Source organism: Streptomyces tendae (genome assembly GCF_014650435.1).
GTDB classification, from domain to species: domain Bacteria; phylum Actinomycetota; class Actinomycetes; order Streptomycetales; family Streptomycetaceae; genus Streptomyces; species Streptomyces tendae.
This window is the reverse complement of sequence record NZ_BMUY01000019.1, coordinates 38,667-52,997: the sequence shown is the minus strand read 5'-3', so window position 1 is coordinate 52,997 and position 14,331 is coordinate 38,667. Positions and strand designations below refer to the sequence as shown.

At 71.6% G+C, this 14,331-nt stretch carries 14 protein-coding genes; 7 read left to right on the top strand and 7 right to left on the bottom strand.

Translation table 11 applies throughout. The features are described 5' to 3' along the window. Positions 1-87 precede the first annotated feature (87 nt). From IE258_RS35675 to IE258_RS35660, 4 genes are all read left to right on the top strand, one after another. Positions 88-1,314 (top strand): MFS transporter, encoded by a 1,227-nt coding sequence (locus IE258_RS35675; RefSeq protein WP_189750002.1) that lies wholly within the window; start codon positions 88-90, stop codon positions 1,312-1,314. 73 nt (positions 1,315-1,387) lie between these two features. Beyond that, on the top strand, positions 1,388-2,299 hold the full coding sequence (locus tag IE258_RS35670) for an alpha/beta fold hydrolase (RefSeq protein WP_189750001.1): 912 nt from the start codon (positions 1,388-1,390) through the stop codon (positions 2,297-2,299). Between the two features lie 44 nt (positions 2,300-2,343). Then, positions 2,344-3,198: a helix-turn-helix domain-containing protein gene (locus tag IE258_RS35665; RefSeq protein ID WP_189750000.1), complete on the top strand. Its 855-nt coding sequence runs from the start codon at positions 2,344-2,346 to the stop codon at positions 3,196-3,198. After that, the gene (locus IE258_RS35660; protein WP_109031709.1) at positions 3,195-3,416 is read left to right on the top strand and encodes a DUF397 domain-containing protein; all 222 of its coding nucleotides are present in this window, start codon (positions 3,195-3,197) and stop codon (positions 3,414-3,416) included. The genes IE258_RS35665 and IE258_RS35660 overlap by 4 nt, the downstream gene beginning before the upstream one ends. Here IE258_RS35660 and IE258_RS35655 read toward each other — a convergent pair. From IE258_RS35655 to IE258_RS35635, 5 genes are all read right to left on the bottom strand, one after another. Then, on the bottom strand, positions 3,400-3,987 hold the full coding sequence (locus tag IE258_RS35655; RefSeq protein ID WP_229892634.1) for a hypothetical protein: 588 nt from the start codon (positions 3,985-3,987) through the stop codon (positions 3,400-3,402). The two genes, IE258_RS35660 and IE258_RS35655, sit on opposite strands and share 17 nt — an antisense overlap. 132 nt (positions 3,988-4,119) lie before the next feature. Further along, positions 4,120-4,947: an MBL fold metallo-hydrolase gene (locus IE258_RS35650; protein WP_189749999.1), complete on the bottom strand. Its 828-nt coding sequence runs from the start codon at positions 4,945-4,947 to the stop codon at positions 4,120-4,122. 156 nt (positions 4,948-5,103) lie between these two features. Continuing rightward, on the bottom strand, positions 5,104-5,328 hold the full coding sequence (locus IE258_RS35645) for a hypothetical protein (RefSeq protein WP_189749998.1): 225 nt from the start codon (positions 5,326-5,328) through the stop codon (positions 5,104-5,106). Between the two features lie 400 nt (positions 5,329-5,728). Then, a complete protein-coding gene (locus IE258_RS35640; protein ID WP_189749997.1) occupies positions 5,729-6,226 on the bottom strand; it encodes an FBP domain-containing protein in 498 nt (165 codons plus the stop codon). A 52-nt stretch (positions 6,227-6,278) separates the two neighbouring features. Continuing rightward, positions 6,279-7,820: an MFS transporter gene (locus IE258_RS35635; protein WP_189749996.1), complete on the bottom strand. Its 1,542-nt coding sequence runs from the start codon at positions 7,818-7,820 to the stop codon at positions 6,279-6,281. A 731-nt stretch (positions 7,821-8,551) separates the two neighbouring features. Between IE258_RS35635 and IE258_RS35630 the strand changes: the two genes are divergently transcribed. Beyond that, on the top strand, positions 8,552-10,618 hold the full coding sequence (locus tag IE258_RS35630; RefSeq protein WP_229892632.1) for a WD40 repeat domain-containing serine/threonine protein kinase: 2,067 nt from the start codon (positions 8,552-8,554) through the stop codon (positions 10,616-10,618). A 24-nt stretch (positions 10,619-10,642) separates the two neighbouring features. Here the strand turns inward: IE258_RS35630 and IE258_RS35625 are convergent, their stop codons facing one another. Both IE258_RS35625 and glnA2 read right to left on the bottom strand, forming a co-directional pair. After that, the gene (locus IE258_RS35625; RefSeq protein WP_109031715.1) at positions 10,643-11,221 is read right to left on the bottom strand and encodes a TetR/AcrR family transcriptional regulator; all 579 of its coding nucleotides are present in this window, start codon (positions 11,219-11,221) and stop codon (positions 10,643-10,645) included. A gap of 114 nt (positions 11,222-11,335) precedes the next feature. Beyond that, positions 11,336-12,697 carry a gamma-glutamylpolyamine synthetase GlnA2 gene (gene glnA2, locus IE258_RS35620; RefSeq protein WP_003976572.1) on the bottom strand — a complete coding sequence of 454 codons (1,362 nt, stop codon included), beginning with the start codon at positions 12,695-12,697 and terminating at the stop codon, positions 11,336-11,338. Positions 12,698-12,987: 290 nt separating this feature from the next. On the opposite strand from glnA2, the gene IE258_RS35615 reads away from it, so the two are divergent. After that, positions 12,988-13,656: a thioredoxin-like domain-containing protein gene (locus tag IE258_RS35615; RefSeq protein ID WP_189749994.1), complete on the top strand. Its 669-nt coding sequence runs from the start codon at positions 12,988-12,990 to the stop codon at positions 13,654-13,656. Beyond that, positions 13,653-14,279 carry a DUF305 domain-containing protein gene (locus IE258_RS35610; RefSeq protein ID WP_189749993.1) on the top strand — a complete coding sequence of 209 codons (627 nt, stop codon included), beginning with the start codon at positions 13,653-13,655 and terminating at the stop codon, positions 14,277-14,279. Before IE258_RS35615 ends, IE258_RS35610 begins: the two co-directional genes overlap by 4 nt. Positions 14,280-14,331: the final 52 nt, after the last annotated feature.

The window sequence follows — 14,331 nt, the reverse complement described above, 5'->3', positions numbered from 1 at the left end:
TTGTTCCGTACGGGAACATACAGTCGTCCCCGCCCGGCCCTCCCGGCCTCCCGTACGCGACCCCGCTCTCGAAAGGCGAGACCCCTCATGCCCCTGGCCCTGCTCGCCCTTGCCGTGGGCGCCTTCGGCATCGGTACCACCGAGTTCGTGATGATGGGCCTGCTGCCCGACGTCGCGGACGACCTGGGCATCTCCATCCCCACCGCCGGCCACCTCGTCTCCGCCTACGCGCTCGGTGTCGTCATCGGCGCCCCGCTGCTCGCGGCGGCGACGACCCGGATGTCCCGCCGCGCGGTTCTGATCGCCCTGATGGCGCTGTTCGTGGTGGGCAACGCCCTCTCGGCCGTCGCCCCCGGCGAGATCTCCCTGCTCGCCGCCCGCTTCGTCAGCGGCCTGCCGCACGGCGCCTTCTTCGGCGTCGGCGCGGTCGTCGCCACCGGCATGGTCGCGCCGGAACGCAGGGCCCGCTCCGTCTCCCTGATGTTCCTCGGCCTCACCGTCGCCAACATCGTCGGCGTCCCGGCCGCCACCGCCATGGGCCAGCAGCTCGGCTGGCGGGCCACCTTCCTCGGCGTGAGCGCGATCGGCGTGGCGGCGATAGCGGCGCTGGCCTTCCTCATCCCGCGCGACAGCGCCCCCGCCCCCACCACCGGCCTGCGCGGCGAACTGGCCGCCCTGCGTTCCCTTCCCGTCTGGCTGGCGCTCGGCACGACGGTCGCGGGCTTCGGCGCGCTCTTCGCGGCCTACAGCTACATCACGCCGATGCTGACCGACGCCGCCGGGTTCGCCGAGACCAGCGTGACGCTGCTGCTGGCCCTCTTCGGCGTCGGCGCCACCGCGGGCAACCTGCTGGGCGGCCGCCTGGCCGACCACTCCCTGCGCGGCACCCTCTTCGGCGGCCTCGCCTCCCTGGTCGTCGTGCTGGCGTCGTTCCCCCTGCTGATGCGCACGCCCGTCACGGCCGCGGTGTCGGTGGCCCTGCTCGGCATGGCCGCCTTCGTCACCGGCTCTCCCCTCCAGCTGATGGTCATGGAGAAGGCCGCCGCGGCCCCCTCCCTTGCCTCCTCCGCCAACCAGGCTGCCTTCAACCTCGCCAACGCGGGCGGCGCCTGGATCGGCGGCCTCGCCCTGGCCGCCGGATTCGGGGCCACCTCCCCGGCGACGGCGGGCGCGGCCCTGGCCGTCCTCGGCCTCGCGGTCGCGGCGACGGCACGGGCGGTGGACCGCCGCCGCGCCGTCACCGCACCGGCGCCCAGCCGCGAGCGCGTGATCGCGGGGCACGTGCCGGAGCCGGTGGAGGCGGTACGGCGGTGACGGGCGCCCGCCCGGAGCGCGTCGGCGGAAAGGGCGGTGCGGAGCGGCCCGCCCCCGCAGCATGATGGGGGCCATGACCGTCCACACCACCACCCCCGCCCGCCTCGGTGAGACGCGGCTGCCGGACGGCCGCCTGCTCGGCTGGGCCGAGTGGGGCCCGCAGGAAGGCACGCCGGTCCTGCTGTGCCCCGGCGCGGCCACCAGCCGAAGCCTCGGCTTCGGCCCCCACGCCGTGGCCGCCCTCGGCATCCGCCTCGTCTCCGTCGACCGGCCCGGCCTGGGCGCGTCCACGCCCGCACCCGGCCGAACCTTCGCGGACTTCGCCGCCGACGTGCGGGAGTTGTGTACCCGGCGCGGCCTCGACCGTCCCGCCGTGGTCGGCAACTCGCAGGGCGCTCCGTTCGCCCTCGCCTGCGCGGAGGCGGGCCTCGTCTCCGCGCTGGCCCTGGTGTCGGCCGCCGACGAGGTGGCGGCCCCCGAGTTCGCCGCCGTACTGCCCGCCGAACTGCGTGCGTTGACCGAACGCGCGGTGCACGACCCCTCGGGTGCCGAGGAGTTCTTCGCGGGGTTCGACGCCGAGAGGATGTGGGACCTGGTCATGGCCGGCAGCCCGGACTGCGACCTCGCCGTGTACCGGGACCCGGGCTTCTCCGCCGCCTACCGCCGCGCCCTCGCCGAGGGATTCGCCCGGGGCGCGGCGGCCGGCTACGCCCGTGACACGGTTCTGGCCATGGGACGGTGGCCCTTCGCCCTCGGCTCCCTCACCCTGCCCGTCGACATCTGGTACGGCGAGCAGGACACCGCCCACTCGCCCGACAACGGCGCCCTGCTCGCCTCCCGCATCCCCGGCGCCCGCCGCCGCGTCGTCCCCGGCATCGGCGGGGCCCTGCTGTGGACGCACGCCGAGGAGATCCTGACGTCGCTGACGCACGTCCGGGTGACAGGAGGCCCGCATCCCGTCACCCTGCGTCGCCACTCCGTCTAACGTGACGCGCATCGCGATAGGACGCGTGTGACGGAGGGGTGCGGATGCCGGTGAACGGCGAGGCGGACGAGCCGGGTTGGGAGGTCGACCCGGACGACGAGTGGGGCGTGGCCGTCCTCACCACCGTGGGCAGGCAGCTGAAGCTGCGCCGCGAGGCGGTGGGCATGCGGGCGGGCGACTTCGGGGTGGCGGTCGGCTACGGCGAGGATCTCGTCTACAAGGTGGAGGGCGGGAAGCGGATTCCCCGGCGGGAGTACCTGGAGAAGGCGGACCAGGTCCTCGACGCGGGCGGTCTCATCGCTGCGGCTTGGGAGGACGTGAAGAGGGTCCGGTATCCCAAGCAGGTGCGGGAACTCGCCAAGCTGGAGGCGACAGCGGTGGAGGTCTCGTTGTACGCCAACCACAACGTCCACGGGCTGTTGCAGACCGAGGAACACATGCGGTCGCTCTTCGACACGTGGCTGCCCGCGTACACCGAGGAAGAGACCGAGAGCATGGTTGCGGCACGACTGGCACGCCGGTCGGTGTTCGAGCGGTCCCCGGCGCCGACCCTCAGTTTTGTCCAGGAGGAGGCGACGCTTCGCCGACCGGTAGGGGGCAGAATGGTGTGGCGTGGGCAGCTCGAACGACTGCTCGAGCTGGGCGAGTTGCGAAGCGTCTCGATTCAGGTGATGCCGACCGACTGCGAGGAGCACTTCGGCACGGGCGGCATGATCGAGGTCCTGAAGTTTCCGGACGGTACGGCGGTGGGGCGCTCCGAAGGAGCGTTCAACGGGCGGCCGGTGTCCGACCCGAAGCAGCTCCGGATCCTTGAGCTGCGCTATGGCATGATCCGGGCCCAGGCTCTCACGCCCCGAGAGTCGCGGGCCGTCATCGAGCAGATGCTTGGAGAGTCATGAACCGCGTCACCTCAGCCTCGGAAGCCCCCGGCCCCGTCTGGTTCAAGAGCAGCTACAGCAGCAGCGGAGACGGCAACGACTGCGTCGAGGTCGCGATAACCCCCGCCACCATCCACATCCGCGACTCCAAGCGCCCCGACGGCCCCCGCCTCGCCGTCGAATCGGCGACGTGGACGACGTTCGTGGCCTGGCCGGGCGCGGTCAGTCCTCGGGTTTGACCTTCGAGGCCACGAAGAGCAGCCCGGCCGTTGCCGCGATGAGGACTCCGGCCAGTTCTTCGTAACCGGTGAAATAGGCGACGGGGACGGCGAGCCCGCAGGCTGCTCCGAGCAGCTCGAAGGAGCCCCCGATCAGCCGCCGGGGGCGATTCGCGGGCGGAGGGTGATGGGGGTTGGGCGGGCTTCGCCAGTAGTGGAGAGGGCCCGCCCGGGGCTTCCAGCCGTCCGCTCGGAGTTCCAAGTACTCCGGGTGGTGGCGGGCGTAGCCCCTGCGGCGGGGCGCCAGGCGCTGCCACGGCAGGCGGCCCAGGCGGATCGCGATCCATACGAGCCCCGGCAGACAGGCGACGGCCGCCCAGACGGCCGCGACCACCCGCTCCCCGGGCGTAGGCGACAGGATGCCCAGCAGCCGGTCCAGCTGGCCGCTGGCGGCGTAGGCGATCAACGCGGCCAGGGAGAGTACCGCCGCGGTCCGCTCCAGCTGGTGCCCGGTGTGGCAGCGGGCGCAGCGGGGCACGGACACGGTTTCCATCCGCCAGGTGGAGCGCAGGACGATGATGAACGGGGTCATGGTGGTGTCCGCGTCCCTGTGCAACCCCAGGACGTGGTCGTGCCACGACGGTGGAGTCTCCTCCCCGCAGAACCAGCACTCCCGCACCACGCGTTCCCTCCCCCGGCCGCCGCGCCGAACCGACCCTGCCAACTAGCGGTCGGCGCAGTTCTGTTCGCTTCGTCGAGCCATCCTCGCGGCCTGGCCTTCGTGGATGTCGTTCACCCACTCCCAGCCGGGCTCGACCGAAGACCCGAGCCTCGGGTCGTCCGGAGCGCGGCCGTCCCTCAGCGCGTGCAGATACTCCCGGTCCTGGTCGATCCGCACCCGGACCTGATCGGCGAGGGCGACGGATCCGTGCCCCGGCACGAGCACTTCGACGTCGTCCGCCACCTTCTCCAGGAGCCGTAGCCCGGTGAGATAGTCCTCAACCGGATGCTCCGTGTCGTCGAGCATCGGAACGAAAAGATCGGACAGCATGTCGCCGGCGACGAGCACCCCGCGATCCTCGACCAACAGCGCCGCATGGCCCGGAGCATGGGCCGGATGTTCGATCACCCGTACCTCAGGCCCGTTCCACGGAATCAGCTCTGCTCCAGCGGGCAACCCCACGATGAGACCGAACAGTTCCAACGGTGTCTCGTCGGCGATTTCCGGAGGCAGCCCTGCTGCGACGCGAGCCTGCCACCCCTCCTCGGAGCGGAGCTCTCGCAGGTACGCCGAACAGTGGGCCGTGCCGTAACGGGGCACCTGCCCGAGCTCGGGGTGCCACAACGCGTGATCCCAATCCGGATGCGTCGCAAAACCTGCCACGACGGGCTGACCCAACTGGCGAAGGTCCTCCGCCAGGCAGCCCATCTCGCCGGTCGTCAACCCGGGATCAACGACCAGCACACCGGCCTCGCCCTGCACGACAACGGTGTTGTTCCGCAGCAACTCGCTCTGGTGTACCAGCACACCGTCCGCGACCGGCGTCAGCATGAGGTCTCCTCACATCAGCCTGCAAACCCTTGCCGAGACGGTAGTTCCGGACACTCGGGCAACGCAGCCCTTTGGACAACCCGGTTGCCTAGCGCGCGAACCGGGCCCCGGACGCACTGGTCCGGGGCCCGGGTGTGGTGCGGGGCTGCGGTCGGCTCAGACGCTCGTCGTGTGGGCGTGGGCCGCCGCGCCGCCGAAGGGGGCCGAGACGCCGAGGCCGCCGGTGAGGGAGAACGGGCCGGACTCCGCGTGGAGGCCGGCGGCGAACGCGCCGTCGCCCGCGACGAGGGCCGTGCCCGCGGTGAGGCCGACGCCGCCGGACACCTGGTCCAGGTCCGCGTCGGAGATCTCGGCCGTTTCGACCTGGGGGACAGTGTTCATGGCAGGTCTTTCCTTTCGTGGGGAAGGGGAGCGGTGCGGTACGCACGTCCGTCGACCGGAGTTGGGGCTCCGGCGAGGGCCGTCGGCGTGCCGCGCGCATTGATCAAAGCACGGGGCCGAACGGCCCACCATCGCCGAGCCGTTGCCCGCCGTGGCCCGGCGCCGCCGACTTCACCGGTGTGTGAATGCGGTCGGAGAAAGCGTCCGGATCTTCACGCCATCCCCTGGGGCAAAGGGCTCTTCTGCGCCCCGGCGCGCGCGGTCCGCCCAGTGAGCGGTGACCGCGTCGCGACGGTGCGACCGAGCGATGAACACTGTGGAGATTCACGGCTTTTCCGGGACCGATCCGCGGGCGGGCCCCGGCCCACGGGGGTGTGACACATCAGCACCCCCGTCGGCCTCAGTGGAGGATCCGCTCCACGAACGCGTCGAGGTTGCCCCGCAGGCGCTCGATCTGCTGCTCGACGGTGAGCGACTCCTCCATCCGCCCGCCCGGTGCCGCCTTCTTCTTCCCCCGTACGTACAGCGAGCAGTCCAGGTCGGCGCAGACGTAGAGGCCCACCGAGTTGCCTTCGCGGCCGGCCGGGCCTGCCTTGGGGGCGGTCATGAGGCAGACGCCGCCGCCGGTATGCGTGGTCAGGCACAGCGAGCACATGCTGCGACGCAGGAAGCCGCGGTTGCCGGAAGCGGAGCGCAGGGTCAGGCCGACGGGTCCGGCGGCGCGTTCGAGGACGAGATAGCTGCGGTCGGGCGCGGACAGATCGGACCAGCCCAGGAAGTCCAGGTCGTCCCAGTGGTCGAGGTCCGCCAGGTCCTTGGGCAGCGGGAGGCGTTTGGCCGCGCCCTTCGAGCAGTTGACGAACGAGGTACGGATGTCGTGCTCGGTCAGGGGTTTCATGAGGATCCTTCGGGAAGTGCGGTGGACGGTGGCGGCGGGACGACCCCGGCTGCTAGGCCGGTGCGTCGTGTCCGGCGTGCTTCGGCGTCCTGTGCCAAACAGTGAGGCCCGCTACCAGCGCGGCGAGCAGCAGGACGCCCGCCGAGCACCGGTAGGCGACGGAGAAGCCGTGCACCATGCCCTGGTCGAGGGTCGCGCCGTCGGCGTCCGGACCGCGCACGTGCGAGTGGAGGTAACGGCCGGTGGCGCCGGTGGCGATGGTGTTGAGCAGTACGGTGCCCAGCGAAGCGCCCATCTGCTGAACGGTGTTGAGGACGGCCGAGGCCACACCGGCGTCCTGAGCGGGTACGCCTGCGGTGGCCGTCGCGTAGACCGGCATGAAGGTCAGGCCCATGCCCAGACCGAGCAGCAGCAGGGCGGGCAGCACGTGCGTGACGTACTGCGCGTGCACGGTCAGGCTGCTGAGCAGCACCATGCCGGCGGCGGCCAGCACCATGCCGGACGACATCAGAGTGCGCGGCGCCGTGCGTGGCAGCAGACGGGCCGCGATCTGGGTCGCGCCGATGACGATGCCGGCCGAGATCGGCACGAAGGCCAGACCCGTCCGCACCGGCGGGTAGCCGAGGACGACCTGGAGGTAGTACGTCAGGAACAGGAAGACGCCGAACATGCCGATGGTGGCCAGGCCCATCGTCGCGAGCGATCCCGCCCGGACGCGGTCCCTGACGATGCGCAGCGGCAGCAGCGGGCTCGCCGCGCGGCTCTGCCACCACACGAAGGCGGCGAGCAGGACCACTCCGGCCACGAGCGGCGTGAGCACGGACGGGCTGGACCAGCCGCGAGGTTCGGCCTCGCTGAAGCCGTACACGAGGGCGACGAGCCCGCCGCAGCCCAGCAGCGCGCCCGGCACGTCCAGGTGCCCGCTCCGGCGGCCGGAGCGGTCGCGCAGGAAGGCGGGTGCGCCGAGCAGGGCGGCCAGCGCGATGGGCACGTTGACGTACAGGGACCAGCGCCAGTTCAGGTACTCGGTCAGTAGACCGCCCACGATCAGCCCGACCGCGCTGCCGCCGCCGGCCAGCGCACCGTAGACCCCGAACGCCCTGGCCCGCTCCTTGGGGTCGGTGAACGTCGTCGCCAGCAGCGACAGGGCCGAGGGCGCCAGGACCGCCGCGAACGCACCTTGCAGGGCCCGCGCCGCGAACAGCATCCCGGGACCGGCCGCCGCGCCGCCCAGCGCGGAGGCCGCGGCGAATCCGGCCAGGCCGATGACGAAGGTGCGCTTGCGGCCCACCAGATCGGCGATCCGGCCGCCGAGCAGCAGCAGCCCGCCGAAGGCCAGCGTGTAGGCGGTGATCACCCACTGCCGGTCGGCGTCCGACATGCCGAGGGCGCGCTGGGCGGAGGGCAGCGCGATGTTCACGACGGTGCCGTCGAGGATCACCATCAGCTGGGCGAGGGCGATGACGGCCAGCGCCCACCAGCGCTTCGGATCCGGTTCCGGAGTCGCGGCGGGGACCTCGTGGTCCGGGGAAGGGCCGGTGGCCGTGGAGGGGGCGGACGGGAGGGATTCCCCTCCGGGACGTTTCTTGCTCATGGCGATCACGCACGTTTCGTGTCGAAGTGCTGACGAGACAGCCGGCCGGGGCGGTCGCGGTGGCGACGACGGGCCGGGGGTACGGAGCACGGGGACACGCCCCCGCGGCCCGCGCGGTGGCTAACCGCACAGGTCAGGACGTCTCGTGACGCGACACCTCAGGAAGGTGCCGAAGACAGGAAACGAAAGGGGGGAAGAGCTACCGCGCGCCGCAGAGGAGGGAGGGCACACGGCCGGAGGCAACTATGGCCGCAACGCATTCGGCACGGTCCATGTCTCTCGCCTCCTTCCGGGCAGGGCACGCGGTGCGTGTCGACGCCGAGCGCGCCGAGCGGGGTGGCAGGGAACCCGCCACGCGAAATCCCGGACAGACTAGTCCCGTCGACGCCACCGCGCGACCGAATTCGATCGAGCACCCGCGCACGGAGAGCCGTTGACGATGTCCGACACCTGCTGGTGCAGTCCCCGCACGTGGCGATCCGGGCGACGCCGGCCCCGCGGAATCCCCGGCGGCCACGGTTCCCCGGACCGCGTTGTGGCAGTATCCGGGCCGAGGCGCTGCCCGCCAGGGGAGTCAGCGGCCTTCGTCCAACGACTGCTGGGGGAGACATGAGCCGTAAGGACACATCCCGACACCGCGCCGACCTGACCCGGTCCAGGGGCAGCTTCGGCGACACCGGCAACCTCGGCGACCGCGTCGAAGCGGCGGCGCTCGCGGGATGACTGACCGTATGTCACGCCCCGCCGGTGACATACCGGCCGAGATCGGTCCCTACCGGCTGGAGAGGCTGCTGGGCGAGGGCGGGATGGGCCGCGTCTACCTCGGGCGCACACCCGCCGGGAGCGCCGTGGCCGTCAAGGTCGTCCACCGGGCGTACGCCGCCGATACGGAGTTCCGCAGACGGTTCGCGCTGGAGGTCGCGGCGGCCCGGCGCGTGCAGGGGCTCTACACCGTGCCCGTCGTCGCGGCGGACCTGGACGCCGACGAGCCCTGGCTGGCCACGGCCTACGCCCCCGGGCCCTCCCTCCAGCAGGCAGTCGGCGAACGGGGACCGCTGCCCGCCGCCGAGGTGCTCGCGCTGACGGCCGGGGTCGCCGAGGCGCTGGAGACGATCCACGCCGCCGGGGTGATCCACCGCGACCTGAAGCCCTCCAACATCGTCCTCACCGCCGACGGACCCAAGGTCATCGACTTCGGCATCGCCCGGGCCGCGGACGTCACCGCCCTGACCGCCACGGGCATGCGCGCCGGGACGCCCGCCTACATGGCACCCGAGTACATCCGGGGGCAGGAGGTCACCGAGGCCGGTGACGTCTTCGCGCTGGGCCTCGTCGCCCACTTCGCCGCCACCGGACGGCTCGCGTTCGGCGGCGGCAGTGACCACGGCGTGGCGTACCGGATCCTGGAAGCAGACCCCGACCTCGACGGCTGTCCCGCGTCCGTGCGCGGCGTCGTGGCGCTCTGCCTGGAGAAGGACCCGGCCCGGCGGCCGACGCCCGCCGAGGTGATCCGGCTCTGCGGCCGGGCCGCGAACGGGGACTTCGACGACGGCCGCACCCCCACCGTCGTCTCCACGCCCCCGGCGACCGGCCCGGACGCGCCCACCGCCACCGCCCCGGCGCGCACCCCCGCCCCGGACGCCGACCCCGCGCCCCCGTCCACACCGCCGTACGCCGCCCTGCTCGGCGCAGTCGGTGCCATCGCCCTGGTCGTCGTCCTGGTCGTGACGCTGCTGCCCTCGTCCGAGAAGCCCCCGAAGAACAAACAGCCGTACCCCGTGGTCGCGGCGACCGACATCTTCGCCAAGGGGACCAGCGGCGTCGCGTTCAGCCCGGACGGTGAGACGCTCGCCACCGGCGGCGAGGACGGGAAGGTGCGGCTGTGGAACGCCGCCACCCGCAAGGTGCGTGCCACGCTCACCGAGAAGGACTGGCGGGGGGAGCCGTTGAGCATCCTCGACGTGACGTTCGGCGCCGACGGGAAGACCCTGGCCACGAGGACCGGCACCCACCTGGTCGGCGTCTGGGACGTGGCCCGGCGCCGGGAGGTCCGCCGTATCGAGGAATCGGCCTATTCCCTCGCCCTCAGCCCCGACGGCAAGTGGATCGCCCTGGGCGACAGCGCGGGTGCCAACCTGTGGGACCTCGGCAGCCGCGGTGAGGACCCGCGCGCCCACCTGTCGCAGAACCTGCACGTGGCGGACATGGCGTTCAGCCCCGACGGCAGGACGCTCGCCTCCGTCGGCGACTTCTCCGACCAGCGCTACCAGGTGGAGAACGAACCGGCCAAGCTGTGGGACCTGACCCGGCTCGACCCGCGGCCCTACGGCCAGGGCGACCCGCGCCACAACCTCGCCCTGGAGGACATCACCTACGCGGTCGCCTTCAGTCCCGACGGCAAGACCCTCGCCACCGGCGGCCAGGACGGCGGCGTACGGCTGTGGGACGTGGCCACCGGCCGCCTGAAGGCCACCCTCAGTCACCGCTTCGTCACCAAGGCCCGGGACGTGGCATTCAGCCCGGACGGCAGGACGCTCGCCGTCACCGCCGACGGCCGGGTACTCCTGTGGAACCTGGCCGACCGCAAGCCCAGCGCCATCCTGGCCGATGACGAGACCGGCTTCGGCGCCGACATCCGCGAACTGGCCTTCAGCCCCGACGGCCGGTTCCTCGCGGGCACCACCAAAGGCGGCGGCGCCCCCGAGGAGACCGCCGCCCCGGGCACCACCACCGATGCCGAGGCCGCCAAGGACAGCGGCGTACGGCTGTGGAAGGTCCCGGCTCAGACCGCTCACTGAGCGGGCCCCGCCCCTGCCCCCGGATCAGACCACCGGGAGCCGGTCCACCAGCAGCCGCACCCTCCGCTCGGTTTCCTCCGGCGGCAGCCGGCCCGACCGGGTCAGGGTCGTCACCCCGTGCAGGGACGCCCAGAACACCTCGGTGAACAGCCCCGGTTCGACGCCGTCCCCGGCGACCTCCCCGAGGCTCTCCAGCAGTGCGGCGAAGGCGTCCTTGAGGGGCTCGGGGGTGTCCTCCCGCGCGTACGCCAGGCCGCCGTCCAGTTGGAAGATGGCGTCGTAGACGGCCGGGTTGCGTTCGGCGAAGGCGAGGTAGGCACGGGCGAGGGCGTGCACCCGGGCGCGCGGGCCGTCGGCGGCGGCCGTCGCGGCCCGCATCGCCACGGCCATCTCGGTGGCGCCCTGGAGGGCGACGGCGCCGATGATCTCGCGTTTGCCGCGGAAGTGGCTGTAGAGGACGGGCTGGCTGTACTCGATGCGCTCGGCGAGCCGACGGGTGGTGACCGCGTCCCAGCCCTGCTGCTCGGCGAGTTCACGGGCCGTCGCCACGATGAGGCGCTCGCGCTCCGCCCGTTCCCGCTGCTTGCGTTCCTGTACCGACATAACTCGACCCTAGCACCGCTAGACAACGAAGCATTGGCAGTGCTAGCGTTGCCTCATTGTCTAGCGATACTAGTTTCCGAGCCCCGGTAACTCCGCCGGGGTCGCCGAGGCCCTCTACAGCACCGGCAGCGACTTCCGCAGCTCGAAGGCCGTCACCTGGGAGCGGTACTCCTCCCACTCCTGGCGCTTGTTGCGGAGGAAGAAGTCGAAGACGTGTTCGCCCAGGGTCTCGGCGACCAGGTCGCTGCGTTCCATGAGAGCGAGGGCCTCGCCCAGGTTCTGGGGGAGGGGCTCGATGCCCAGGGCGCGGCGCTCCGCGTCGGAGAGGGCCCACACGTCGTCCTCGGCGCCCGGCGGGAGTTCGTAGCCCTCCTCGATGCCCTTGAGACCGGCGGCGAGGAGGACGGCGTAGGTCAGGTACGGGTTGGCGCCGGAGTCGATGGAGCGGACCTCGACACGGGCCGAGCCGGTCTTGCCGGGCTTGTACATCGGGACCCGGACCAGGGCCGAGCGGTTGTTGTGGCCCCAGCAGATGTAGGAGGGGGCCTCGCCGCCCGCGCCCGCCGTGCGCTCGGTGCCGCCCCAGATGCGCTTGTAGGAGTTCACCCACTGGTTCGTGACCGCGGAGATCTCGGCGGCGTGGCGCAGCAGGCCCGCGATGAAGGAGCGGCCCACCTTGGAGAGCTGGTACTCCGCGCCGGACTCGTAGAACGCGTTGCGGTCGCCCTCGAAGAGGGAGAGGTGGGTGTGCATGCCCGAGCCCGGGTACTCCGAGAACGGCTTCGGCATGAAGGTGGCCTGGAGACCCTGTTCGAGCGCGACCTGCTTCATGACCAGGCGGAACGTCATGACGTTGTCGGCCGTGGAGAGCGCGTCCGCGTAGCGCAGGTCGATCTCCTGCTGGCCGGGGGCGCCCTCGTGGTGGGAGAACTCCACCGAGATGCCCATCGACTCCAGCATCGTGATCGCCTGGCGGCGGAAGTCCATGCCGATGTTCTGCGGGGTGTGGTCGAAGTACCCGGAGTTGTCGGCGGGGGTCGGGACCGAGCCGTCGACCGGCTTGTCCTTCAGCAGGAAGAACTCGATCTCCGGGTGGGTGTAGAAGGTGAAGCCCAGGTCGGAGGTGCGGGCCAGGGCCCGCTTGAGGACGTAGCGCGGGTCCGCGAAGGACGGCGAGCCGTCCGGCATGAGGATGTCGCAGAACATGCGGGCCGTGCCGGGGGCCTCCGCGCGCCACGGCAGGACCTGGAACGTCGACGGGTCCGGCTTGGCGATCATGTCGGACTCGTAGACCCGGGCGAAGCCCTCGATCGCGGAGCCGTCGAAGCCGATGCCCTCGTCGAAGGCCTGCTCCAGCTCGGCCGGGGCCACGGCGACGGACTTGAGGAAGCCCAGCACGTCCGTGAACCACAGGCGTACGAACCGGATGTCGCGCTCCTCCAGCGTCCGGATCACGAACTCCTGCTGCTTGTCCATCTTCCGCTTCCCCATCCTTGCTGGTCAGGCCGCCTGTCTCCGGTACGGCGGGAGGCGGTCGGGCACTTGAGCATCACACCACAGCGCCGTTACGTGTGCGTTGCGGACCTCCGTCGGCCGGCCCACCCCGTGACCGCAGCGTAGAGGCCACCTGTTCGATCGGGCCATTCCGGGGATCCGGCCGGGACGGATCCTGTGCCCGCCCTACGAAGGACGGGGCCCGCGCCATTACGATCAGCGGACCTCACGCTCGTCCGTCTCCCGAATTCTTCCCAGAAGGGCAACACCCCATGGGTTCCGCCAAGAAGAGCAGCAACACGGCGCGACAGGCCCGCATAGCCGAGATGCGGCGTGCCGAGGAGGCCCGCAACCGCCGGAACCGGATCCTCACGGTCACGCTCAGCACCGTGGTGGTCGCCGGTCTCGTCGTCGGCGGTGTCCTCCTCGTCCGGTCGCAGTCCGACGACTCCTCCGGCGACACCGCCTCCGACGGCAAGACCTCCGGCAAGTTCGAGACCGGCGCGGACGGCGTACGGACCTGGAAGGGCGACCTGGGGCGCAACCACGTCACCAAGAAGGTGACCTATCCCGTCGAGCCCCCCGTCGGCGGCGACCACAACCAGGTCTGGATGAACTGCAACGGCGACGTCTACACCAAGCCGCTGAACAACGAGAACGCCGTGCACTCGCTGGAGCACGGCGCCGTCTGGGTGACGTACACCGACAAGGCTCCCGAGGCCGACGTCGAGAAGCTGGCCGCCAAGGTCAAGAAGACGCCGTACTCGCTGATGAGCCCCGACGACAAGCAGAAGGACCCGATCGTGCTGTCCGCCTGGGGGCACCAGCGCACGGTGACCGGCGCCGACGACCCGAACGTGGACAAGTTCTTCGAGAAGTTCGTGCAGGGACAGCAGACCCCCGAGCCGGGGGCCGCGTGCACCAACGGGCTGTCCCAGTGACCCCGAAACGGGCCGGCTGGATCGCGGGGGCCGCGACCGCGGCCCTCGTCGCGGCCGGCGGGATCACCTACGCGGTCGCCGGGGACGACGGCGGCAGCCGGGTCCCGGCCGCCGACTCCGCGGACGCCGGGTTCGCCCGGGACATGTCGGTCCACCACCAGCAGGCCGTGGAGATGTCGTACATCGTGCGCGACCGCACCGACGACGAGGAGGTGCGGCGGCTCGCGTACGACATCGCGCAGACCCAGGCCAACCAGCGCGGCATGATGATCGGCTGGCTCGACCTGTGGGCGCTGCCCAAGGTGTCGTCCGACCCGCCCATGACCTGGATGGGCATGGGCGACGCGGCCTCGGCCGGCGAGGGTTCGCTGATGCCGGGGATGGCCACCGACGCCGAGATGAAGAAGCTCGGGACGCTGGACGGGAAGCAGGCCGAGGTCTACTACCTCCAGCTGATGACCGAGCACCACAAGGGCGGCGTCCACATGGCGAAGGGGTGCGTCGAGAGGTGCACGGTCGGCGTGGAGAAGCGGCTGGCCCGGGGGATGGTGGAGTCCCAGGAGTCGGAGATCCGGCTGATGGCCGACCTGCTGGCCGAGCGGGGCGCGAAACCGCGGAGCTGAGACGGCGTGTGTGAGGTCCCGGACATCGGGCGGTAACACATCCGTCGCCCCA

Bases quoted from the DNA above. Each gene is read 5' to 3' on its own strand.
- IE258_RS35625 (WP_109031715.1), bottom strand. From the start codon at position 11,221: ATGTCGGTACAGGAACGCAAGCAGCGGGAACGGGCGGAGCGCGAGCGC.
- IE258_RS35615 (WP_189749994.1), top strand. From the start codon at position 12,988: ATGGGTTCCGCCAAGAAGAGCAGCAACACGGCGCGACAGGCCCGCATA.
- IE258_RS35660 (WP_109031709.1), top strand. From the start codon at position 3,195: ATGAACCGCGTCACCTCAGCCTCGGAAGCCCCCGGCCCCGTCTGGTTC.
- IE258_RS35665 (WP_189750000.1), top strand. From the start codon at position 2,344: ATGCCGGTGAACGGCGAGGCGGACGAGCCGGGTTGGGAGGTCGACCCG.
- IE258_RS35630 (WP_229892632.1), top strand. From the start codon at position 8,552: ATGTCACGCCCCGCCGGTGACATACCGGCCGAGATCGGTCCCTACCGG.
- IE258_RS35670 (WP_189750001.1), top strand. From the start codon at position 1,388: ATGACCGTCCACACCACCACCCCCGCCCGCCTCGGTGAGACGCGGCTG.
- glnA2 (WP_003976572.1), bottom strand. From the start codon at position 12,697: ATGGACAAGCAGCAGGAGTTCGTGATCCGGACGCTGGAGGAGCGCGAC.
- IE258_RS35645 (WP_189749998.1), bottom strand. From the start codon at position 5,328: ATGAACACTGTCCCCCAGGTCGAAACGGCCGAGATCTCCGACGCGGAC.
- IE258_RS35650 (WP_189749999.1), bottom strand. From the start codon at position 4,947: ATGCTGACGCCGGTCGCGGACGGTGTGCTGGTACACCAGAGCGAGTTG.
- IE258_RS35635 (WP_189749996.1), bottom strand. From the start codon at position 7,820: ATGAGCAAGAAACGTCCCGGAGGGGAATCCCTCCCGTCCGCCCCCTCC.
- IE258_RS35655 (WP_229892634.1), bottom strand. From the start codon at position 3,987: ATGACCCCGTTCATCATCGTCCTGCGCTCCACCTGGCGGATGGAAACC.
- IE258_RS35675 (WP_189750002.1), top strand. From the start codon at position 88: ATGCCCCTGGCCCTGCTCGCCCTTGCCGTGGGCGCCTTCGGCATCGGT.
- IE258_RS35640 (WP_189749997.1), bottom strand. From the start codon at position 6,226: ATGAAACCCCTGACCGAGCACGACATCCGTACCTCGTTCGTCAACTGC.